The organism is Mycobacterium sp. (genome assembly GCF_052145595.1).
Classification (GTDB): Bacteria; Actinomycetota; Actinomycetes; order Mycobacteriales; family Mycobacteriaceae; genus Mycobacterium.
In genome coordinates this window covers 1-22,707 of record NZ_JBKQOI010000150.1, presented here as the reverse complement: position 1 = coordinate 22,707, position 22,707 = coordinate 1, and the positions used below count along the sequence as shown (strand labels likewise).

19 protein-coding genes are annotated in these 22,707 nt (G+C 68.5%); 7 read left to right on the top strand and 12 right to left on the bottom strand.

The window, feature by feature from the left end; genetic code table 11:
• Both ACLP4W_RS13485 and ACLP4W_RS13480 read right to left on the bottom strand, forming a co-directional pair.
• The coding region (locus ACLP4W_RS13485; RefSeq protein WP_442386632.1) for a molybdopterin-dependent oxidoreductase at positions 1-1,209 on the bottom strand (1,209 nt) is incomplete at its 3' end.
• Entirely contained in the window at positions 1,206-1,850 is a 645-nt protein-coding gene (locus ACLP4W_RS13480; protein WP_442386639.1) for an SAM-dependent methyltransferase, read from the bottom strand. The genes ACLP4W_RS13485 and ACLP4W_RS13480, both read right to left, overlap by 4 nt.
• 233 nt (positions 1,851-2,083) lie before the next feature.
• Here ACLP4W_RS13480 and ACLP4W_RS13475 point away from each other — a divergent pair, with 233 nt between their 5' ends.
• Complete coding sequence (locus ACLP4W_RS13475; RefSeq protein WP_442386630.1) at positions 2,084-2,977, top strand: alpha/beta hydrolase; 894 nt, start codon at positions 2,084-2,086, stop codon at positions 2,975-2,977.
• Positions 2,978-2,984: 7 nt separating this feature from the next.
• Here the strand turns inward: ACLP4W_RS13475 and ACLP4W_RS13470 are convergent, their stop codons facing one another.
• The 3 genes from ACLP4W_RS13470 to ACLP4W_RS13460 all read right to left on the bottom strand — a co-directional run bounded on the left by ACLP4W_RS13470 (position 2,985) and on the right by ACLP4W_RS13460 (position 6,570).
• On the bottom strand, positions 2,985-4,289 hold the full coding sequence (locus tag ACLP4W_RS13470) for an amidohydrolase family protein (protein WP_442386628.1): 1,305 nt from the start codon (positions 4,287-4,289) through the stop codon (positions 2,985-2,987).
• On the bottom strand, positions 4,283-5,491 hold the full coding sequence (locus ACLP4W_RS13465) for a CoA transferase (protein ID WP_442386626.1): 1,209 nt from the start codon (positions 5,489-5,491) through the stop codon (positions 4,283-4,285). Before ACLP4W_RS13465 ends, ACLP4W_RS13470 begins: the two co-directional genes overlap by 7 nt.
• 119 nt (positions 5,492-5,610) lie before the next feature.
• Entirely contained in the window at positions 5,611-6,570 is a 960-nt protein-coding gene (locus ACLP4W_RS13460) for a MaoC family dehydratase (protein WP_442386638.1), read from the bottom strand.
• Between the two features lie 158 nt (positions 6,571-6,728).
• Between ACLP4W_RS13460 and ACLP4W_RS13455 the strand changes: the two genes are divergently transcribed.
• Both ACLP4W_RS13455 and ACLP4W_RS13450 read left to right on the top strand, forming a co-directional pair.
• Positions 6,729-7,865, top strand: a complete 1,137-nt coding sequence (locus ACLP4W_RS13455; RefSeq protein ID WP_442386636.1) for an acyl-CoA dehydrogenase family protein — start codon at positions 6,729-6,731, stop codon at positions 7,863-7,865.
• 102 nt (positions 7,866-7,967) lie between these two features.
• Positions 7,968-8,414, top strand: a complete 447-nt coding sequence (locus ACLP4W_RS13450; protein ID WP_442386624.1) for a CD225/dispanin family protein — start codon at positions 7,968-7,970, stop codon at positions 8,412-8,414.
• Between the two features lie 8 nt (positions 8,415-8,422).
• Here the strand turns inward: ACLP4W_RS13450 and ACLP4W_RS13445 are convergent, their stop codons facing one another.
• The 4 genes from ACLP4W_RS13445 to ACLP4W_RS13430 are packed head-to-tail and all read right to left on the bottom strand — an operon-like array spanning position 8,423 to position 12,761.
• Positions 8,423-9,388 (bottom strand): enoyl-CoA hydratase/isomerase family protein, encoded by a 966-nt coding sequence (locus ACLP4W_RS13445; protein ID WP_442386622.1) that lies wholly within the window; start codon positions 9,386-9,388, stop codon positions 8,423-8,425.
• 3 nt (positions 9,389-9,391) lie between these two features.
• Positions 9,392-10,921, bottom strand: coding sequence for a fatty-acid--CoA ligase FadD4 (gene fadD4 / locus ACLP4W_RS13440; RefSeq protein ID WP_442386621.1), 1,530 nt, complete (start codon positions 10,919-10,921; stop codon positions 9,392-9,394).
• Positions 10,922-10,977: 56 nt separating this feature from the next.
• A complete protein-coding gene (locus ACLP4W_RS13435; protein ID WP_442386619.1) occupies positions 10,978-12,048 on the bottom strand; it encodes an S-adenosylmethionine:tRNA ribosyltransferase-isomerase in 1,071 nt (356 codons plus the stop codon).
• Complete coding sequence (locus tag ACLP4W_RS13430) at positions 12,045-12,761, bottom strand: SDR family NAD(P)-dependent oxidoreductase (RefSeq protein ID WP_442386617.1); 717 nt, start codon at positions 12,759-12,761, stop codon at positions 12,045-12,047. The genes ACLP4W_RS13435 and ACLP4W_RS13430 overlap by 4 nt, the downstream gene beginning before the upstream one ends.
• A 59-nt stretch (positions 12,762-12,820) precedes the next feature.
• Here ACLP4W_RS13430 and soxR point away from each other — a divergent pair, with 59 nt between their 5' ends.
• A complete protein-coding gene (gene soxR, locus ACLP4W_RS13425) occupies positions 12,821-13,315 on the top strand; it encodes a redox-sensitive transcriptional activator SoxR (RefSeq protein WP_442386615.1) in 495 nt (164 codons plus the stop codon).
• A 6-nt stretch (positions 13,316-13,321) separates the two neighbouring features.
• Here the strand turns inward: soxR and ACLP4W_RS13420 are convergent, their stop codons facing one another.
• The 3 genes from ACLP4W_RS13420 to ACLP4W_RS13410 all read right to left on the bottom strand — a co-directional run bounded on the left by ACLP4W_RS13420 (position 13,322) and on the right by ACLP4W_RS13410 (position 17,956).
• Complete coding sequence (locus tag ACLP4W_RS13420) at positions 13,322-15,163, bottom strand: phosphoenolpyruvate carboxykinase (GTP) (protein ID WP_442386613.1); 1,842 nt, start codon at positions 15,161-15,163, stop codon at positions 13,322-13,324.
• 160 nt (positions 15,164-15,323) lie between these two features.
• Complete coding sequence (locus ACLP4W_RS13415; RefSeq protein ID WP_442386611.1) at positions 15,324-16,880, bottom strand: hypothetical protein; 1,557 nt, start codon at positions 16,878-16,880, stop codon at positions 15,324-15,326.
• Entirely contained in the window at positions 16,877-17,956 is a 1,080-nt protein-coding gene (locus ACLP4W_RS13410; protein WP_442386609.1) for a hypothetical protein, read from the bottom strand. Before ACLP4W_RS13410 ends, ACLP4W_RS13415 begins: the two co-directional genes overlap by 4 nt.
• Before the next feature lie 156 nt (positions 17,957-18,112).
• Between ACLP4W_RS13410 and trmB the strand changes: the two genes are divergently transcribed.
• The 3 genes from trmB to ACLP4W_RS13395 are packed head-to-tail and all read left to right on the top strand — an operon-like array spanning position 18,113 to position 22,564.
• Entirely contained in the window at positions 18,113-18,919 is an 807-nt protein-coding gene (trmB, locus tag ACLP4W_RS13405; RefSeq protein WP_442386634.1) for a tRNA (guanosine(46)-N7)-methyltransferase TrmB, read from the top strand.
• Between the two features lie 2 nt (positions 18,920-18,921).
• Complete coding sequence (locus ACLP4W_RS13400) at positions 18,922-19,635, top strand: NYN domain-containing protein (RefSeq protein WP_442386608.1); 714 nt, start codon at positions 18,922-18,924, stop codon at positions 19,633-19,635.
• Between the two features lie 49 nt (positions 19,636-19,684).
• Positions 19,685-22,564, top strand: coding sequence for an MMPL family transporter (locus ACLP4W_RS13395; RefSeq protein ID WP_442386606.1), 2,880 nt, complete (start codon positions 19,685-19,687; stop codon positions 22,562-22,564).
• Positions 22,565-22,707: the final 143 nt, after the last annotated feature.

Genomic DNA, 22,707 nt, shown 5'->3' with positions numbered 1-22,707 from the left:
TTTGGTGTTGTGCACGCCGGGCAGCGCCGGAACGATGATCCGCGCCGGGTATCCGTGGTCCAACGACAGGTCCGCCCCGTTGACCCGCAGCGCCAGCAGGGCGTCGCGATCACCAATCTGGTTGGCCTGCAATGTCGCTGCGCCGAATGCGCCGCCCCGCTGCAGCGATACGACACGCGCCGCCCGCGGCGCGGGAACGCCCGCGATCCGGGCCAACTCCGCCAGCCGCACCCCGCTCCAGGTCTGCACGGTCGACCAGCCCTCGACGCAGGCGATCGGCAGCCGCGCGGTGAATTGCGGCAAGGCGACCAGCGCGGCGCGGTCCAGCACCACGTCCGCGGCCCCGCCCCGCAGCGTCAACGACCAACTCGCGCCGACACTTTGCAAGCTGATCCCCGCGGCGACGGCGGTCTTGTTGACTGGGAAATCGTGGCCGCGCCCCCGGGGCAGCAGGAGGGCGACGCCCCGCGCGGACCCGCCGATGCTCTGCCCGGCGGTGAGCACCGCGACGAACAGCGCGCCGGAGCCGACAAATGCCAGGGCTCCCCGGCGGCTCATCGTCGGTCGGCTCGGCTCGGCCGCCACCAGCCCGTCGGGGTCGGGCGGCTCCGGGCGGGTGTCAGTCACATTGGTGCGCAATACCTCTCGCAGCGACAGCGACCGCAACCCGGTGACCATCCGCGGAATCTTGAGCGTGATGTGCATGAGAAAGCCGGCGATGAAGACCCACGCCCCGAAGTAGTGGGCGTCATAGAAGCTGAACCCGAAGATGTAGTCGTACTGGATGTTGAGCACACCTGTGACGATCTCGAACAACACCCCGCCGACCAGCATCAACAACGACACCCGCTCCAACAGCTGGGCAATCGAACGGGCCGGCGGCCACACGAACAGCCGCGGGATCACCGACCACAGCTTGGCCAGTACGACCGGGATGATCACCAGACCCAGACCCACGTGCAGACCCTGGGTCAGCCGGTACAACCACGACGGACGGCTCGGCCAGGTGAAGGCCGGCAGGCGCAGCCAGCCGACGTCGGAGGGAATCGCCTGGCCGAATTGCGGCGCGTAGGCAACGTAGGACAGCAGCCCGGTGATGATGACGATCGGCACGGCGACCAACAGCGCCAGCCCGAACACCGAAGTTAGCCACGGGCCACGCAGCGGGCTTCGAAACGGGACCAGCCGCCGCCCCGGCTTGGCGCTCACACCGCCACCAGGCCCGCGATCACCCGGCCGCCGATGAGGCGGAGATCGGTCAGCGTCAGGCCCACCTGCGTGGCCAGCGCCGCCGCGCTGTCCACACCCACCGACGCCCATCGGAACCAGGGGCCGACATCGTGGGCCGACTCCAGCCGCACCCATCGCGCCCGGATACCGATGGCTTCGGCGTCGAACTCGGCAACGCAACGCCCGCCGCGGGCCAGCAGCTCGGCGGCGCGCCCCAGAATCCGGCGCGGGTCGCCGCCGAGGCCGACGTTGCCGTCGACCAGCAGAACCGTCTGCCAACGACCCGTTCCGGGCAGCGGCTCGAACACGTCGCCCAGCAGTGCGGGCGCACCGCCGCGGCCCGCCAGGCGGATCGCCGTCGCAGAGCGATCGATGCCAAGCGCGGGTATCCCCCGCTGAATCAGCCTCGCGACCAATCGCCCGGGTCCGCATCCCAGCTCGATCGTCGGAGCGGTACACATCTGCGTGACCGCTTCGTCGAAGACCTCGTCGGAAGCGTCACCCTGGGGGCGTCGAACGCCCAACCAGCGGTGCGCCGGCAGCGGCCGAACCTCGCCGTCCTCATGACGGATCCAACATCGTTCGCCGCCGAGCGCCCGATCGTAGAGATGCCCCAGCATGTCACGTCCCTCGCGTTGTGCCCGACCAGGCGGCCCGGACGCGCTCGGTCCCAGCGGGGGACGTTGCGACGAACCAGCAAACGCCAGCGTGCTGGCGTCCAGCGCGTTCGCCAGCATTCCCATCGATACCCCGATCTTCGCGCGGCTAATCCAAAGCCTTCCACTAACCACGTAGCCACGGGGCGGAATGGTTCGCTCGCCGGTGGCGATCGGGCATCGGACATACTGAACCGGTGCCGAACGACGACGTTCACCCCGATTTGCGCCGGATCGCCCGCATCGCTCCGCGGCAATTGATCGGCCCCCGGACTTTGCCGATAGTGCGGCTATTGCAGGCGCTGCGGGAAGGCCACGCACCCGACGATGTCGATGTACTCACCCTGGGATCGGGAGCCGGGGTGCGGCTGTTCCGGCCCGTCGGCATCACCGAACCCAGGCCCGCGCTACTGTGGATCCACGGCGGCGGATACGTGATCGGCAACGCACAACAGGACGACCCGCTATGCCGCCGGTTCAGCCGAAGGTTGGGCATCACCGTCGCGTCGCTGGAGTACCGGCTGGCGCCCGAACATCCATATCCGGCGCCGCTGGAAGACTGTTATTCGGGGCTGACCTGGTTGGCCGGCCTGCCCTCGGTGGACCCGGGCCGGGTGGCGATCGGCGGCGCCAGCGCCGGGGGCGGCCTCGCGGCGGCGCTCGCCCTGCTGGCACGGGACCGCGGTGAGGTCACCCCGACGTTTCAGGTGCTGGCGTACCCGATGCTGGACGACCGCAGTTCCGCAACCGCCGAAAACCCGAACTATCGGCTGTGGAACACGCGCAGCAATCACTTCGGCTGGACGGCATACCTCCGCGACGCCGACCCGCAGGTCGCCGTCCCCGGGCGCCGCGACGACCTGAGCGGACTACCGCCGGCGTGGATCGGCGTCGGCAGCCACGACCTGTTTCACGACGAGGATCTGGCCTACGCCGAAGGCCTGCGAAAGGCCGGGGTGCCCTGCCACGTCGAAGTCGTGCCGGGCGCCTTCCACGGCTTTGACACGGTGGCGCCGAAAGCTCAAGTGTCGCGGCGGTTTTTCGACAGCCAATGCGAGAGTTTGCGCGCTGCGCTCGCCCCGGCGGGTTGATCGCCGGTCACATCGCGAAGTACACGAGCTCGCCGCCGATGACCGTCGCGGCAACCATGCCGGCGTCCAGCTCGGCCAGCGCCGTCGCCGGTGGCTCGGTCAGCACACAGAGGTCGCCCGGTTCTCCGGTTTCGACGGCCCGCGCCCGGCCCGGCTGATCCGACCGGCCCAGAAACATCGTCAAAGCCGTTAGCGCCGAAACACATTCGTTCGCATTGAGAACGGCGCCGCTCGGTGTGGTGCGGTGGACGGCGGCGCGCATCGCCGTCCACGGGTCGCCGTGGCCGAACGGCATGTCGGTGGAAAAACCCACGCGGACATTGGCTTTCAGCAGGGACGCGACCCGCCATAGCTGAGCGTGCTCGGCCGCGGGGACCTCGGCGAGGTACTGATCGCCGCGCTCGGCGACGAAGTTGGGCTGTGTCACCACCGTGACCCCGAGCTCGGCGAGGTCGGTCAGATTGTCGTCTGGCACCACGGCGGCATGCTCGATGCGATCGCGCGGATGGCTCCCGGCGGCGCGCAGGGCCGCGATGGTAACCACCAGCTGGGCGGCGGTCACGCAGTGCACGGCGATTGGTCGGCCGGCGCCGTGGTGATCGGCAATCCATTCCGTCAGGGAGTCCAGGTCGAGACGATCATCGTGCAGGATTTTCTTGCCCGGTGACAGGAAATTCGGGCGCGGCCGAAACTCGCCGCGACGGTGCGCCACCAACAACGAGACCATGTCGCCGGCGTCGAGGTCGGGGGTGGCGTCGCTGACGCCCGTGACGCCGGTTGCGGTGATTCGGCGGCTCAGTTCCGCCAGGTCGGTTTCGCGCCGCTGCAACGCGTCCGACCAGCGTCGGTCGGCGCTGCGCAGGCGCCCGTCGGGATGTTCCGCCAAGCCGGCCCGGCCCAGTGCGGCGGAGTTGAGAATCCACAGCGCACCGCTGCGGTGCTGGATGCGCACCGGAATGTCGGGCACCAGGGCGTCAAGAGCGGTCCGGTCCAGCTCACCGGCCACCGACTCGTGATAACCGACGGCGCGAATCCACCCGTCGGGACCCGGCGTGGCGTTCGAGAGTAATTGTGTGAGTTGAGCTTTGGTGCTAACCCCGGGAGGCCCGACGAAAAACGAATCCAGCGCGGAAGCCGCCGAGCGCAGGTGCACGTGGTGGTCATGAAGCCCGGGCAGGACGGTTCCGCCGCCGGCGTAGAGCACACCCTCCCCGGGCCTGGCAACCAGGCCGTCCTGCACCTCCTCGATCCGCGCGCCGACCCGGATGTCGGTGGTCGTCCCGTCCAGCAAGGTGGCTTGTTGAATCAGCATGACGGGCAGCGTCTTTCGGAGACCAGGCGGCGCACGGCGTCGTTATCCGCGCCAAGCCCGGGCGCCGGACCGGACGCGGGTGGCGCCTGCGGTGGCGGGGCCGGGATATCCGGGCCATCCGGCACCGACGCCTCATTCGCCAGCGCCGCGTAGGTTCCGGCGACGCCGGCCATCGACACGTGGATCAATTCGCCGCCACCGCGGCTCACCGATTCGGCCACCGCCAAGGTCGCCTCCAGCCCCGTCAGCGGATCGGCGATGGCGTCCGCGCAGAACACCGGTCCTTCGGTGCTGCTACCGACCAGCCCGCCGGCTACCGCGGCGTCGTCACCGAACGCCGGTCGCCGGGATGGCTCGTCGTACCCGGTGATGCGCAACCAGATTCGGCCCGCACGCGGCGCAACGTCGTCCGGTCCGAGCCGCCGCCGCGCCAGCGCGGCCGGACGGGAGCCTTCGATCACGACATCGGCTACTGCGAGCAATTGGCGCAGCTCGTCGGCTTGGCCGTCGAAATCCACGCAGTAGGACAGCTTTTCACCGTTGATCCAGTCGAAGAAGGCGCGGTCGCCTTTTCGGGTGCCGTCCGGGCGGCGCAGGCTTTCGACCTTGACGACGGTGGCCCCGGCGCGCGCCAGCAGCTGCCCGCACAGCGGGCCCGCCCACATCGACGACAGGTCCGCGACCAGCAGGCCGGCCAACCCGCGCCCGGGCGCCCGCGCCCCGCTGCGGCGGACCCGCGGCGGCGTGGCCGCCGTTTCGCCGAGGGCGGCGGCGGGGACGTCCAGAAGTTCGGCCCGCTCGATGATCGCCGACACGGGAGATGTCGCGGCCCAACACTGCAGCGCCGGCCAGGGATCTGTGGGCACCTGATCGACCTGCAACAGCGCCGGGACGGCGGCGACATCGTCGGGGCGGGACAGCGTGATCGCCAGCCAGCCGTCGCGGGCAGCCAGCAATCGGGTGGCGCCGCCGGCCGACACCCGGCCGCCGCGGGTCAATCCCAGCAACCCGGCCCGCCCGGTCAGCAGGGCGGTCGCATCGACGGCAACGCATGCGCGTTTGCCGACCGCGGCGGCAACGCCCTCGGCACGAGCCAGCACGTTCGCGCGGGAGAAGTCGGGGGGCCCGCAGGGTAGACCGGTCAGATAGGCTAACCCGCTGCTCCCCCACTTGTTGGCCCATTGGGACGGCACCGAGCTCACACCACCATGGTGCGCGTAAGCCGCCGGCGCTCGTCGGGCACACCCCGCAACGACGGCGCACCCGACAGCACCCGCACGCCCGGCACCCACGGCTGAGACCGGCCGGACCGGCCTAGCGATTAGAACTGCAAAGCGCTGAACCGCAAGTCCAGTACCGGCCGGTCGGCCTCGCCAGGTGAGTCACTGACCGCATAAACCACGGAGCGCAGCTTCAGCACCCCGCCATGGTCGGTCGCCTCGGCGGACTCGACGTGCAGCTCGCTGTAGAGCGTGTCGCCCTCGTGCACCGGACCGGTGTGGTCACAGGACTCCCAGCCCAGCACCGTCACCAGGTTCGGCAGCAATCGGCTCGCCTGCGCCAGGGCCAGCCCGATGGTGTGGCCGCCGTACACCAGCCGGCGCCCGCCGACCCGCGAATCGTGGTGTGTGGCAGCGATATTCAGGGTGAGCCGGGCGAGCTCCGGCGCGCTGCTGACCACGTCTCCGGTGCTGTGCAACACCGCACCCGCCATGCCGGCATCAAAATGCGGCCCGGGCACCCGATTCCGGAAGACGTCACCGTCCCAGTGCGCGGTCGGATCGGCGGCCGGCGGCACCGCGTCGGCGCCGATGCCGGACAGGTCGTCGCCGGGCCCCGAGTCGTCGGCCCCCCAGTCCGGGCTGGCGGGCAGCATGGCGCAGCGGTAGAAGTCGAGCACCAGCCGATCGGCCTGGTCGATCGTGATCATCCGCAACGCCGCCAAGCCCGTGGGCGCGCGGCCCGGCTTGACCGAGTTAGCCCGCAGCCCAACCACTTCGGTGCGCGTATATATGGTGTCGCCGATTACGGGGAAGCGGTGGAACGTCAGCCCGCGGTAGAACAGATTGGCCTTGACCCGCTGGGTCACCAGCGTCGACTGCCCGATCGCCACATCGCACACCAGCGCCGGATGCGCCAGCGGTCCCGGCACCCCGGTCACCGCGGTGGAGAGAACGGCGTCGCACGCCAGGCGCATCCGGTCCCCCAGGATCGCCTGATGAGCGGCGGCCATCCCCGACGACAGCGTCGCCGCCGGCGCCCAGTCGAACACCTGACCCATCGAGAGGTCGTCGAAATAGGGGCCGCCCTCGCGTTGGCCCGCATACCCGTTCGCAGTCACAACGCCACATGCTGGCAGGCTGTCCAACCGGGGGTCAACGCAGAGGGTGGTTGTAGGTGAGCAGTCAGCGCAGTGACCACGTAGAAGACGAAGAAGACATGCTGGTCGCCACGGTGCGAGCGTTCATCGACCGCGACGTCAAACCAACCGTCCGCGACGTCGAGCACGCCAACACCTATCCCGAGGCGTGGATCGAGCAGATGAAGCGGATCGGCATCTATGGCCTGGCCATCCCGGAGGAATTCGGCGGGTCACCGGTGTCGATGCCGTGTTATGTCCGAGTCACCCAGGAGTTGGCGCGCGGCTGGATGAGCCTGGCCGGTGCGATGGGCGGCCACACCGTAGTGGCCAAGCTGCTGACGCTGTTCGGCACCGAGGAGCAGAAGCGCGCCTACCTGCCGCCGATGGCCACCGGCGAGTTGCGGGCCACCATGGCCCTGACCGAGCCGGGCGGCGGCTCTGACCTGCAGAACATGTCGACGACCGCGCTGCCGGATCCTTCTGGGGGCTCCGAGCGGCTGCTGATCAACGGTGCCAAGACCTGGATTTCCAACGCGCGCCGCTCCGGACTGATCGCATTGCTGTGCAAAACCGACCCGGCCGCCAGGCCACGCCACAAGGGCATCTCGATCGCGCTCGTCGAGCATGGGCCGGGTCTGACGGTGTCCCGGGACCTGCCCAAGCTGGGCTACAAGGGAGTCGAGTCGTGCGAGCTGTCGTTCGACAACTTCGCCGTGCCGCCGTCGGCGATCCTGGGCGGCCGGATGGGCGAAGGCTTTTCGCAGATGATGAAAGGCCTTGAGACGGGCCGCATCCAAGTGGCCGCTCGGGCCCTGGGCGTAGCGACGGCGGCGCTCGAGGATGCGCTGGCTTATGCCCAGCAGCGAGAAAGCTTCGGCCAGCCGATCTGGAAACATCAGTCGGTCGGCAACTACCTGGCCGACATGGCGACCAAACTCACCGCCGCGCGTCAGCTCACCCGCTACGCCGCCGAGCGCTACGACGGCGGCGAACGCTGCGATATGGAGGCCGGGATGGCCAAGCTGTTCGCCTCCGAGGTCGCGATGGAGATAGCCCTGAACGCCGTTCGCATCCACGGCGGCTACGGCTATTCCACCGAATACGACGTCGAACGCTACTTCCGCGACGCGCCCCTGATGATCGTCGGCGAAGGCACCAACGAGATACAGCGCAACGTGATCGCCGGGCAGCTGGTCGCCCGGGGCGGGATCTAGGCAGGAACCTAAATGTCCCGGCCTGGTGCGGGTGCGTGCTATATATTTGCCTGACTTCGCCCACCAGCAAGCGGCGCGGGAGCAAACGGAGAGGCAGTCGCCATGAGTTATCCCCCAGGGCCGTACGAAGGTTCCCCGGAATGGCAGGGCCAGCAGCCGGAATGGCAGGGCCAGCAGCCGGGGTGGCAGGGGCAGCCGCAGCCGGGTTGGCCGGGCCAGCAGCCGGCCGGTTGGCCGGGGCAACAGCCGGGCTGGCAAGGCCAGCGGGAGCCGGACAACTACCTCGTCTGGGCCATCCTGTGCACGGTCCTGTGTTGTCTTCCGCTTGGGATCGTGTCGATCGTGTACTCCACCAAGGTCTCCGGGCTGTGGGCCCAAGGGCGCTATGCCGAGGCCCAGTCCGCGGCCGAGAGCGCTAAGAAGTGGGCCATCATCGGCGCGGTCGTGGGCGCCGTCCTCTATGTGATCGTTGCGGTGCTGTGGTTCTTCATGTTCGTGGTGGCCGTCTCGAACATGCCGTCGACCACCACCACCACATTTTCCTACTGAGCAACGGTTTAAGCGCCAACGCAAGTCGCGTCCACCAACCCCCAGGCCAGTGCGGTATCGACACCGACGGTACGGCCGGACAGCACCAGATAGGCGGTGCGCCAACGGCCGATCCGGCGGGTAACGCTGACTGTACCGCCGGCGCCGGGAATCAGCCCCAGACTTAATTCGGGTAGTCCGAACACCGAATCACCGCGTGCCGCAATCCATCCGCAAAAAGCCGCCATCTCCAGTCCGCTGCCCATCACCCGGCCGTGGACCTCGGCCCGGCATGACCGGCCGAGCCGGGCGGTGAGCGCATCCAGCGCCAGGGCGGGGCTGTGTCGGGTGCGGGCCAGGTGCGCGCTAGCCGGGTCGGCGAAGGTGCCGAATTCCCCGAGGTCTCCGCCGCTGCAAAACGACGGGCCGTTGCCGCTCAACACGATCCCGGCAACCGACGGATCCAGTTGCGCGACGGTCAGCGCCTCGAGCAGCGCGGCGCGCGCATCGGTGGAAAACGCGTTGTGACGTCCCGGCCGGTTGAACGCGATGTGCAGCGTGTCGCCGTCGCGCCGCAGCTGCACCGGATCGGCGATGTCGGGCATGCGGGCCGGGCCACGTTGGGCAAGCCACCGGGCAAACTCCGGCCCCGCCTGCAGGGTCGAGTAGGCCAACGACTCGGTGACCACCCCGGCCAGCGTCGGGCCGCCGGGGTCAACGGCGCGCAGCACGTCGTCGCACACGGCGCTGGCGTGCGGCCAACGTTGACAGCGCTCGGTCAGCTCGGCCAGAGTCTCGGGCACCGAATCGACGCTGACCACCCTATGATCGGTGCTGGGGTCTTCGCTCAGCGTGAAAGTCGCCGTCCCGATCCAGGATCCGGCCGCAGCGATGTCAGCTGCCGAGCCGACGGCGACGACCACACCGGACGGTGACGCCGGGTCGGCATCGGTACCGGTATCCAGCCCGCTCGACAAGTCGACCACCCGGAGCATGGGTCACACCGAATACTTCTCGATCAGCCCGTTCTTGTAGAGCTTTCCGGCGTCGGTGCGCGGCAGCTGCGCCTCGAACGCGATCGAGCGCGGGCACTTGAAGTGCGACAAGTGATCTCGCAGCCACGCGATCAGCTCGTCGGCGAACTGATCGGTGGCATCGGCCTCCTCGACGGTCTGCACGGCCGCCATGACGCGCTGGCCCATCTCGTCGTCGGGGACGCCGAACACCGCCGCGTCCAACACCTTCGGGTGGGTGACCAGGAGGTTCTCGGTTTCCTGCGGGTAGATGTTCACCCCACCGGAGATGATCATGTGGTGGCGCCTGTCGGTCAGGTACAGGTAGCCCTCCTCGTCGAGATAGCCGACGTCACCGACCGTCACCCAGCCGTGCTTGTCGTGCGACGCAGCGGTTTTCGCGGCATCGTTGAGGTACTCGAAGGAATAGCCACCTTCGAAATAGATCTCGCCGGGCTGGCCGGGCGGCAGCTCGGCGCCGTCCTCCCCGAGGATGTGAACGCCGCCCAGCATGGGCTTGCCGACCGAGCCCGGGTGCGCCAGCCAGTCCTCGGCGCTGATCAGCGTCGACCCGATCGCCTCCGAGGAGGCGTAGTACTCGTCGATGATCGGCCCCCACCAGTCGATCATCTGCTTCTTGATCTGCACCGGGCACGGCGCGGCCGCGTGCATCACCCGCTGCAGGCTGGACAGGTCATACGAATCACGCACCGACTCGGGAAGTTTCAGCATCCGGGTGAACATCGCGGGCACGAACTGCCCGTGAGTGACCCGGTAGCGCTGGATCGCGTCCAGCGTGCCCTCGGCGTCGAACTTCTCCATGACGACGGTCGTGATGCCGCCGGCCTGCGCGCTCATCGACCACACCGACGGCGCCGTGTGGTACAGCGGGGCCGGGCTCAGGTAGATCGAGTCGGGGGTCATCCAGAAGCCGACCAGCGCCGACATCATGCCGGGCGCCTCGGCCGGCGGGACGTGCGGCAGTTCGCGTCTGATTCCCTTGGGCCGGCCGGTGGTCCCCGACGAATACTGCAGCAGGTCGCCCTCGAGTTCGTCGTCGATCGGGGTGTCCGGTTGATCAGCAACACATTCCGGGTAGCGCTCCCAGCCGTCGAGGTCGCCTTGCAAAACAGGGCCCGCGATCATCAGCAAGCCGGGCAGCCCGCCCGGCAGGTGTTCACCCAGATGCCCGCAGGTTTCGCCCAGTGTCGCCGATCCGATGATGGCCTTGGCGCCGCTGTTGTCGACGATGTAGGCGGCCTCGGCCGCGGTCAGGTGGGTGTTGATCGGCACGTAATACAGACCGCTGCGGCGAGCCGCCCACATTACCGCGTGGATGTGCTCGTTGTTCTCCATCAGGATTGCGACGGTGTCCCCCTCACGCAGCCCGGCCTGGCGGAACCGATGCGCCAGTCGATTGGCGCGGGCCTCCAGGTCGTCGAAGGCGATGACCGTCCCGGACGGGTGCAGGATGACAGCAGGTTTGTCGGCGCCGATATGCGGGCGAATCTGCATGCGCCGACTGTATTACCCGTGCGTCGGCGGGTGGCATGTGGGCCGCGCGTATGCCATTACCCCCGCAGCAGCAGGGCGCTGTCGCCGAATTCGTGCCAGAGATAGCCGTGTTCGACGGCCTCCCGGTACGCCGTGGCGACCAGGTCCGGGCCGGCGACGGCCTCCAGCAACAACAGATGCGAGGCGCCGACGTCATGCCACCCGGTGATCAGACCGTCGACCACCCGGCATGGGCGCCCGGGGCCGAGCACCAGATCCGTCCAGCCGACGGCCTGCCGCACCACGCCGTTGGTGTTCGCGGCCGACTCGAGGGCACGGGTCACCGTGGTGCCGACGGCGATTATCCTGCCGCCGGCCGCGTGCGCCGAGTTGACCAGCCGCGCGGTGGCGGCCGGGACCTCGAACGGCTCGGGAGTCGGCGGCTCGCCCGCCTCCGCCGACGACACCCCCGCGTGCAGGGTGATCGGCGCGATCGCGATACCCGCCGAAACCAGGGCGGTTACCAGTTCGGTGCTGAACGGCCGCGCCGCACTGGGCATTTCGGCGCTCCCGGCGTGCCGTGCGAACACGGTCTGGTAGTAGCGCAGCGGCCATTGGCGCGGCACGTAGGAATACCTGATCGGACGGCCGTGCCGGGCGAGGTACGACCCGACGCTGCCCTCGGGCCCTTCGATGATCGCCCGCGCCGTCCACAACCGCGCGCCCTCGACCCCGGGTTCCGGGTAGGACGACCCGATGACGACCGCGGCACCGCCGGGCAGGTCGATGCGTTCGCCGGGCCGGATGTCGGTGAGGTGTCCGCCCGCATCCGCCGCGGGCCGCAATTCCACCACCCAAAGCTTTTCGGCACGCGCCATCGAGAAGTGCACGGCGATGGTCCGCCCGGCGCGGCGTCCGTCAACCGAGGCGGGCAGGGTGGCCGAGTTGTTCACCACGAGGAGGTCGCCCGGTCTCAGGTAGTCACCGAGGTCGGCGAATCGGGCGTGGCTGACCCCGCCCGGGTGAGCGACCAGCAGCTTGACCGCGTCCCGGGCGACGCCGTGCGCTTCCGGCGGCTCGACGGCGTCGGATCCCGGGGGCCGGCGGAAATGGGTATGCGGGCGCGCGAGAGTCCCGGGAACGTTCATAGCCGCGCCCCCGATGGCGCCAGATCCGCGGCGCGGTATCGACCGGCGGGCGGCCTGGTGTCCAGCAGTCGGAGCAATGCCGGCAGGACGGATTCGGGCTCCGCACGGTCGGAGATGTCCTCGCCGGGAAACGCGGCCTGATGCATCTCGGTTCGCATGTCGCCCGGATCGAAGGCGTATACGGCTACCTCCGAAACCTCGGCGGCCAGGACGGCCGACAGCTGATCCAGCGCGGCCTTGGACGAGCCGTACCCGCCCCAGCCCGGATATGGCTCGACGGCGGCGTCGGAGGTCAGATTGATGATCACCCCCGCGTTGCCGGTCAGCGTCGGCAGCGCCGCCTGGATCAGCGCAAGCGGGGCGAACACGTTGGCCTGATACACCGCCCACAACTCGCTCGGCGGGTAGTCGGCGAGCGCCGGCTGCGGGCTGGGCCCCAGCCGGCTGGCGTTGTTCACCAGCAGCTGAAGGGGCCCGGCCTTAGTAGCGGCGGCGACCAGTGCGTCGCGGTGCGACGCGTCGGTGATGTCGCCGGGTAACGCGATCAGACGGCTTGAATTCAGCTCTCGGGCAGTGGTTTCCAGTTCGGGGGCACGGCGGGCATCACCGACGACCGCCCAGCCGCGGTCGAGCAGGGCGGCGGTCACCGCCTTGCCGAAGCCGCGCGACGCGCCGGTGACAATTGCGACGGGACAGGGCTGAGGTTGAGTCATACGGCCATACTGGTAGTTAAAGTAAACTTTAAGTCAAGTCCTCAATTCGAGGAGGCCACATGGACAAGCGGGATTTGTTCACCGTCAGCGAGATAGCGCATCGCAGCGGCTTCGCCGCATCGGCGATCCGGTTCTACGAGAGCCAAGGCCTCATCGCGGCAACGCGGACGGCTGGCGGTCAGCGCCGATTCGAGCGGCAGATGCTGCGGCGCCTGGCGTTCATCCGGGCCGCCCGAAACGTCGGATTGACCCTGGATGAGGTCGCCGACGCGCTGGCGCAACTTCCAGAGGGCCGCAACCCGAACCGCGCCGACTGGGCCCGGCTGTCCAAAACCTGGCGGGCACGCCTCGATGACCAGATCGCCGGGCTGATCGCACTTCGGGACAACCTGGACTCGTGCATCGGCTGCGGCTGCCTGTCGCTGAAGCGCTGCGCCATCTCCAACCCGGGCGACTCGGCGGCGGTCGCCGGATCGGGCGCCGTATACCTGCCGAAGTCATTACGACGGGCGATTGGCCGCTCGCCGGGGCCCGACCAGCGCCTCGGGTTTTGAGGGGTTCTAGTCGGCGTCGGCCAGCCGCTGCTTGAGCGCCTCGAACTCGTCCTTGACGCCGGTGGGCAGCTTCTCGCCGACGAACTCGAACCACTCCTCGATCAACGACAGTTCCTTGCGCCACTCGGCGGCGTCGACGACCAGCGCATTGGCCACATCGTCGCTGTCGGAATCCAGCCCGTCCAAGTCCAGGTCCTCGACAGCCGGCACGACACCGATCGGGGTGTCGTGACCGCCGGCCTTGTGCTCGATCCGGTCGACGATCCACTTCAGCACCCGGCTGTTCTCGCCGAAGCCCGGCCACAGGAAGCGACCGTCGTGGCCGCGGCGGAACCAGTTGACGAAGAACACCTTCGGCAGCTTGGACTCGTCGGAGTTCTTGCCCAGGTCGAGCCAGTGCTGGAAGTAGTCACCGACGTGGTAGCCCAGGAACGGCAGCATGGCCATCGGGTCGCGGCGCACGGTGCCGACCTTGCCCTCCGCGGCCGCGGTCTGCTCGCTGCCCATGGTGGCTCCCATGAACACGCCGTGCTGCCAGTCGCGGGCCTCGGTGACCAGCGGCACGGTGGTCTTGCGGCGGGCGCCGAACAGGATCCCCGAGATCGGCACGCCCTGCGGGTCATCCCACTCCGGCGCCAGGATCGGGCACTGCGCCATGGGCGTGCAGTACCGCGAGTTCGGATGGGCCGCATTGGTCTCCGTCTCGCGGAAGTACCAGTCGTTACCCTTCCAGTCGATCAGGTGTTGCGGGTCGCCCTCCAGGCCCTCCCACCACACGCAGTCGTCGTCGGTGAGCGCGACGTTGGTGAACACGGTGTTGCCCGCGGCAATGGTGCGCATGGCGTTGGGGTTGGACTTCCAGTTGGTGCCCGGCGCCACCCCGAAGAAACCGAACTCGGGGTTGACCGCGTACAGCCGGCCGTCCTTGCCGAACCGCATCCAGGCGATGTCGTCGCCGAGCGTCTCGGCGCGCCAGCCCGGGATGGTCGGCTGCAGCATGGCGAGGTTGGTTTTGCCGCAGGCGGACGGGAACGCCGCGGCGAAGTAGTAGGCCTTGTTCTCCGGGGAGATCAGCTTGAGGATCAGCATGTGCTCGGCCAGCCAGCCCTCGTCGCGGGCCATCGCCGAGGCGATGCGCAGCGAGTAGCACTTCTTGCCCAACAGGGCATTGCCGCCGTAGCCGGAGCCGTAGCTCCAGATCTCGCGGGTTTCCGGGAAGTGGGTGATGTATTTGGTGTCGTTGCAGGGCCAGGGGACGTCTTCTTTTCGGGTCCCGTCCGGGCCTTCCAGCGGGGCGCCGACCGAGTGCAGCGCCTTGACGAAGAACCCGTCGTCGCCGATCTTCTCCAGGGCGGCCTTGCCCATCCGGGTCATCACCTTCATCGAGACGACGACGTATTCGGAGTCGGTGATCTCCACGCCCAGCTTGGGTTCGTCGGCACCGAGCGGGCCCATGCAGAACGGCACCACCCACATGGTGCGGCCGCGCATGCAGCCGCGGTACAGCTCGGTCATGGTGGCCCGCATCTTGGCGGGCTCCATCCAGTTGTTGGTCGGTCCGGCGTCGATCTCCCGCTCGGAGCAGATGAACGTCCGCGACTCGACTCGCGCCACGTCGGACGGATCGGACAACGCCAGGTAGGAGTTGGGGTGATCTTCCTCGTTCAGCCGCTTGAACGTGCCGGCCTGGACCAGCTGCGCGGCGAGCCGCTGCCACTCTTCGTCGGACCCGTCAGCGAAGACCACCCGGTCGGGCTGGGTGAGCTCGGCGACCTCCTCCACCCACGCCAGCAGCCCGTCGTGGTTCGTGGGCGCGGTGTCCAGACCGGGAATGGTCGCTGAGGTCATCGAACTCTCCTGGATTCTTGGCATCTGTTCGTTGAGTATGCGCCCGCGCAACTATTGACTTGAGTGGCGTTAACTACAGGTTATCGCGATCACCTTGTCGCGGAACCCTCGGGCGGGTATAAGCCTTCTCACAACAACGATTCAGAAGCCTCGCCGAGAATCAGAGATTTTCGCCATTTGCGCTCTTCGAAGCCGGTTTGTCGATCTCGCCCCCACCCACGTCTTCCTCCGCGTCCGAGGCGGGACTCTCAGGTTGGGGTGTAGCCGGTTCCCCCAGCTCTGCACGCACCGCGTCCAGCGCGGCCGTAACCGCGGGCATCTCGCGGTCCCGCGCCGCCGCGGCCCGCGCCGCCGCGATGGCGTGCTCGCGCAGTTCGCTGTCGATGGCGTTGACCTGATCGGCCACCTGAGCGTTCTCGGCCTCGTCCCGGACCGTCAGCGCGGAGCTGAGCAGCGACTCGGCGACCAGCACGCGGGTGGCGACCAATTCCTCCACCACGGACCGCAGCGACGCCGTCACATCGCCCGCCCAGCGGTCCAGCAAGGCCCGGTCGCGCAGCAGGCCGCGGATGTGGATCACCACGAACGTGACCGCCAGCCCGACCGCCGCGCACGCCACGGCCCCCGCGATGGCCAATCCTGGGCTCAGCCGAGAGGCCAGGCCGCTCACCAGCCGACTCAGCGTCAGTGCCACACCCAGACCGAACCCGGCGCCCAACAGCATCATCAGCCAGGTTTCCAGCCGCCGCGATTTCAGCGGCGGCGGCGGGACGTCAACCGTCGGCAGCTTCTCGACGGCCGGCAGGTCCACCGGCACGCCCGTCACCTCCGCGACGTCGGCGAGCTCTGTGGTGGTGCCCTCGCTCACCTCGGCGACCACCTCATCGACCCGGCCGCGCGTATAGGCCTCGAAGCCGGGCATGTTGCGCCGGGACAAACCCGCGGCGTCCTCTTGCAGCTCGGTGCGCGCCGACGAGCAACGGTTGCGCGCAAAGTAGGACAACTGGACCCGGGCCTGCTGGATCTGACCGCGCAGCGTGATGGTTCGCTCGGTCTTCGACTGGCGCCCCTGCCGCAGCACCCCGCTGCGCTCTTCGCGCAACGCGTCAACCCGCACGCGCCGACCGGCGCCGTCGGCGTCGCGGTCAAACCGCTGCGCTGCCGTCCGGAGCCGGAATTCCCACGCGCGCAACCTATTTCGCCGCGCGATCTCGGGATCGGCGAGTTGTGCCGCGACGGTCTCGACCAGGTCGTCGACGGTCGGCTCGCCGAGGTCAGGCAGGGCGGCCGCCCCCACCCAGGGCACCTGACCGTAGCGCGGTGCGTGCGCGGCCAGTACGTCGCGGTTAGCGGCGACCAGGTCGCGCCAGCCGCGGTGCACGTCGACCTTGGAAACCACACAGACAACCACATCGGTGTGCTCGGCGGCGGCGTCCAGCAAGGCGCAGTCAGATCCGGTCAGCTGGGCCGCCGCTGAAACGACGAACACCACCGCGACCGGTGCATCTCCGGGTCCCAGATCCGTCGACTCGACGAACTTGTGCTGCGGCAGCCGTTCGCGCAGCGCCGCGACCACCGCGCTCACCCCCGACATCCACGGGCCGGTCACCAACACCACGTCGCGGCGGTTGATGGCGGGCGCGTCCAGCCGGGGGCCGATCGTTGCGACCAGCGCGTCTACCTGGGCGGCCGGATCGTCGCGAGCCTCGTCGGTCACGATGGCTCCCCGGCCAGCGACCCTTGCGACCACAGCCGTAGCGATCCCCTGACGATGTCCGCACCGCAGGCGCGGTGCAGATCGCTCACCGGGCCCAGTCTGCCAAGGCTGTAGCGCTGCCAGCGCGCCGCGCGCGGCAGCTGTGCGGCCGGATCGTCGCGGTCCACATCGACGGGGTCGACTTCCAGCCCGGCCGCCTCGGCCAGCTCAACGGCGTCGGCCATGCGGGCGACCACCGTTTCATCGCGGGACAGGAACGCAGTGATTTCCTCCCCTAGCCTTCCCTGGCCGACGCCCGCGGCCTCTAATTCCGCGACGGCAGTGAGCATCCGCTGGTAGCGCACCTCGGCGCCGACGACACGGACCTTGTCCAGCACGGCATCCACGCCGCTCATCCGGCGCAGCAGGGCCCGGACTTGCGGCGGCGTTCTGCCTTGTCGGAGCGCGGCGATGCCCAGCGCGGTGCCGAACAGGTCCAGGGTGTCCAGCAGGCGCAGCCGCACGTCGGTCGGCACCGGGATATCGGCCGCCAGGAACCCGCTGAACGAATCATCGAGGCAAGTGGCACCACCCGGGTGGGCGGCGAGCGTCCGCAGCGCCGCCCACAGTGTGCTGTCCAGGTCGTCGAGCGCGGCAACGGCGAGCAACGCGACCATCGGCTCCATCCGCACTCCCACGAGCGCGGAGAAATTCGCGCAGCGCGTCCGTACCGCCGCCATCGGCTCGCCGCCGGCCCGGCCCGAAAGGGAGCCGACCAGATCGGCCTTGTTCAGCACCGCCAACACCGGGCCTCCGGCGGCGATCGCCTCGGCGTCCTCAGGCTTGACGACCTCCGCGGTCACGTAGACGACCAGGTCGCATGCCGACGCCGTCACCCCCGTCGTCGCCGAGATTCCGGACGCGGCGCGATCCAGGGCTCGCGCCACCGTGCTGCACCCCACCCCCGGGCGTCCGCGGACAGCCACGCGCAGCGGTGCGGCGGCCTGCCCGGCGATTGCCTTTAGACGCGGGTCATCGCGGCCGGCAGCGAATCCCGCCAGCTCGTCGACGAAGCTCTGGTGCCCTGGTCCCCTCATGTCCCGCCAATTCGATCCGATAGGTCCACCGACGGACTTTGCTTGCCCAACTCACCGAATGGTGGCATCTGCGTCACCGAGATGCGAGCCGCCGCTACCAGTTGAAGGCAACTGTTGGGTATCAATCTGGATCAGGGGCGGCTACATCGGGGTTTCATGGGCCACCATGGACAAATGCATGCGCAACCCGGGGTCGGGACTTGTTCCGACGCGCCGGTGGGGGCTCCGGTGGAGGTGGAGGCTGGCGTGCAGGCTCACGAGGAGCGGCGTTATCTCCCGGCCACGAGCTTCCGCTCGCGGCGTTCTGCGCTGTCCGGCGCCCAGCGCCAGACCTGGGAGCGGCTCTGGCCGGAACTGGGCATATCGGTGGGGACACCGTCCGAGGGAGGACCCCACCCCGGGGATGCGCTGGACACCCGCGCGTGGTTTGGTCGTCAGGCCCCGGTGGTGCTCGAGATCGGCTGCGGCAGCGGCACGTCGACGCTGGCGATGGCCAAAGACGAGCCCGATATCGACGTCATCGCGGTGGAGATCTACCGGCGTGGGCTGGCGCAGCTGCTGTGCGCGATCGACCGCGAGCGGGTGGGCAACATCCGGTTGATCCGGGGGAACGCGTTCGACGTGCTGGAGCACCTGGTCGCACCGGGCTCGCTGACCGGGGTCCGCGTCTTCTTCCCCGACCCATGGCCCAAGGCGCGCCACCACAAACGCCGGTTTCTGCAGCCGGCCACGATTGGCCTGATCGCCGAGCGGCTACTCCATGGCGGTGTGCTGCACGCCGCGACGGATCACCCCGGCTACGCCGAGCAGATCGCCGAGGTCGGAGATGCCGAACCGCGGCTGCGTCGCGCCGACCCTGGCGACCGGCTGCCGATCTCGGTCGTCCGGCCGACCACCAAGTACGAGACGAAGGCCCACGACGCGGGCAGCGCCGTGACCGAATTCATCTGGAAAAGGCAATGACTATGAGCTTGACGGAAGAGACCACAACAGCACCGGAAGCCGTCACGTCACCGCCGGTACTTTCCGGTGATGGCCTGCGCAGCTTCCCCCCATCGGGTGGACGCGTCTTGCTGGTTTGGGACGCTCCCAACCTCGACATGGGCCTGGGCTCCATCTTGGGCCGTCGCCCGACGGCACTGGAACGGCCCCGATTCGACGCGCTCGGGCGCTGGCTGCTGGCGTGTACGGCGGAGGTCAGCGCCGGCCGACCCGGCGTCGTGATCGAGCCCGAAGCCACCGTTTTCACCAACATCGCGCCCGGCAGCGCCGACGTGGTTCGACCCTGGGTGGACGCGTTGCGTAACGTGGGATTCGCGGTCTTTGCCAAGCCGAAGATCGATGAGGACAGCGACGTTGACCGCGACATGCTCGCCCACATCGAACTGCGCAGTCAGGAGGGGCTCGCGGCGCTGGTGGTGGCGTCCGCCGACGGTCAAGCATTTCGTCAACCGCTGGAAGGGATTGCACGCACCGGGGTTGCTGTCCAGGTGATCGGATTTCGTGAACACGCCAGTTGGGCGTTAGCGTCGGATACCTTGGACTTTGTCGACCTGGAGGACATCGCGGGCGTCTTCCGGGAGCCGTTGCCGCGAATCGGCCTGGATTCGCTGCCTGACCGGGGGGCGTGGCTGCAGCCGTTCCGGCCGCTGGCCGCGTTGTTGACCGCGCGTGTGTGACACTGGAAAACCTATGCGCGGGTCATTACTGATCCAGTAAGGAGCTTACGTGTTCGCCTGGTGGGGTCGAACTGTGTACCGATACCGGTACATCGTGATCGGGGTCACGATAGCTCTATGCCTCCTCGGCGGCGCATTTGGACTGAGCCTCGGCAAGCATGTCACCCAGAGCGGCTTCTACGATGACGGCAGTCAGTCCGTGAAGGCCTCGATCATCGGTGACAAGGTCTACGGCCGCGACCGGACCGGGCACATCGTCGCGATCTTCAAGGCACCGGACGGCAAAACCGTCAACGACCCGGCATGGGCGAAGCAGGTCACCGAAGAGCTCAATCAGTTCCAGAAGGACCACCCCGACCAGGTTGTGGGATGGGCCGGCTACCTCCGGGCACCCGATACCACCAGCCCGATCATCCAGGGCATGGTTACCCAGGACAAGAAGTACACGTTCGTCACCATTCCGCTCAAAGGCGACGACGACGACACCATCCTGAACAACTACAAGGCCGTCGCGCCGGACCTGCAGAAGCTCGACGGCGGCACGGTCCAACTTGCCGGCCTCGAGCCGGTGGCCAACGCCTTGACCGGCACCATCGCCACCGACCAACGCCGCATGGAGGTTCTTGCGCTGCCGATGGTGGCGATCGTGTTGTTCCTGGTGTTCGGTGGTGTGATCGCGGCCTGCCTTCCGGTGATGGTGGGTGGTCTGAGCATCGCGGGCGGGCTCGGCATCATGCGGCTGATCACGGTGTTCGGGCCGGTGAGCTTCTTCGCCCAGCCGGTGGTCTCACTGATCGGCCTGGGCATCGCGGTGGACTACGGCCTTTTCGTGGTGAGCCGGTTCCGGGAGGAGATCGCGGAAGGCTACGACACCGAGGCCGCGGTGCGCCGCACGGTCATGACGGCGGGCCGCACGGTGGCCTTCTCGGCGGTTCTGATTGCCGCGTCGGGGGCCGGCCTGCTGCTGTTGCCACAGGGCTTTGTCAAGTCGCTGACCTATGCCCTCATCGCGGCGGTGACACTTGCGGCGCTGCTCTCGATCACGCTGCTGCCCGCCTGCCTGGCGATCCTCGGCCGCCACGTTGACGCGCTCGGCGTGCGGACCCTGTTCCGGGTGCCCTTCCTGCGTAACTGGTGGGTGTCGCGCGCCTACCTCAACTGGCTCGCGGACCGTCTGCAGAAGACCAAGACCCGCGAGGAAGTCGAGGCCGGATTCTGGGGGAAGCTCGTCAACTTCGTGATGAAGCGGCCCCTGGTGTTCGCCATACCGATTGCCGTCGGCATGATCCTGCTGGTTATTCCGCTGGGCAACCTGTCATTCGGCGGCATGAGTGAGAAGTACCTGCCGCCCGACAATGCGGTGCGCCAGGCACAAGAGCATTTCGACCAGCTGTTCCCCGGGTACCGCACCAATCCGCTGACCGTGGTGATCCAGTCCACCAACCACCAGCCGGTCACCGACCAGCAGGTCGCCGACATTCGCAGCAAAGCCATGGCGATCAGCGGCTTCACCGACCCAGACAACAATCCCGCCAATATGTGGCAGGAGCGCAGCGATGCGCCGGGCGCGTCGAAGGACCCGTCGGTGCGGGTCCTGCAGAACGGACTGATCAACCCGAGTGACGCCGCGAAGAAGATCAGCGAACTGCGAGACATCACGCCGCCAAAGGGCATCACGGTATCGGTCGGTGGCACCCCGGCGCTCGAGCAGGATTCGATTCACAGCCTGGTTGCAAAGGCTCCGCTGATGGTGGTCGTGCTGATTACCACCACCATGCTGTTGATGTTCCTGGCGTTCGGGTCGTTCGTACTGCCGATCAAGGCCGCGGTGATGAGCGCGCTGACGCTCGGGTCCACGATGGGCATCCTGACGTGGATCTTCGTCGACGGGCACTTCTCGAAGTGGCTGAACTTCACGCCGACGCCATTGATGGTGGTGATCATCGCTCTCGTCGTCGCGGTGGGCTACGGCTTGGCGACCGACTACGAGGTATTCCTGGTGTCCCGGATGGTCGAGGCACGCGAACACGGCATGTCCACCCAGGAGTCCATCCGCATCGGCACCGCGACCACCGGCCGCCTCATCACGGCGGCCGCGCTGGTTCTCGCCGTGGTCGCCGGTTCGTTCGTGTTCTCCGACCTGGTGATGATGAAGTACCTGGCATTCGGTCTGATGGCGGCGCTGTTGCTGGACGCGACCGTGGTCCGCATGTTCCTGGTGCCTTCGGTGATGAAGTTGCTCGGGGACGACTGCTGGTGGGCACCGCGCTGGGCGAGGCGCCTGCAGAACCGGATCGGGCTGGGCGACATCGACCTCCCCGACGAGCGCAAGCGGCCTACCCTCAACGGCCGGCCCACGAGGCCTCCGGTCGCCGCGGCCAGCCTGGTTGCCGCGGCGCCGCAGTCGCCGCACGACCCCACCCACCCCAGCGCGCTGGAACCGTCGCGGCGGCCACTGCCGGGCCCGGCCGGTCCGCCGGAGGTCAGGCCCGCCCCGGAACGGGCTTCGCAATCCGCACCATCCGGCGCGAGCACCACACGCATGCAGACCCGGCCGCCGACGGAGGCCAAAACGACGCGCCTCTCGGTGCCCACCGGCGACGATGCGGCCCCCGCCAACCAGGCCGCCCCCGGCCGCGAACGGCCCGCCGACCCGCGCGGCCAGGCCGGCGCCGCGCCGCCGGCCCCGACACCGTCGAGTGGTCAGACCCGGGCCATGCCGGTCCCGACGAACCGCTCCGGTGACAACAACGCCGAGCCGGCCGATCCGACCGCCGCCCTGCCGGTCATGCGATCGGAGGGCAAGGACCCCGAGGCGGCCACCGAGCAGCTGAACGCCCGCGGACAGAGCGACAACGGCGACAGGCGCCGCCGCGGCGGCGGGGGCCTGTCCGCCCAGGATCTGCTGCGCCGCGAGGGACGGTTATAGGCGCTTGACCCGGTCGGGCTAGACATCCCAGGGATTTAAGTGTCAAGCGGCTGCTGGTGTGCGGTGTGCCCAGGCTTTGTGTTCGTCGTAGAGGGTGTGGTGGGGTAGGCAGCCATGGAGAATGCCGACGAGGCGGTTGCCGA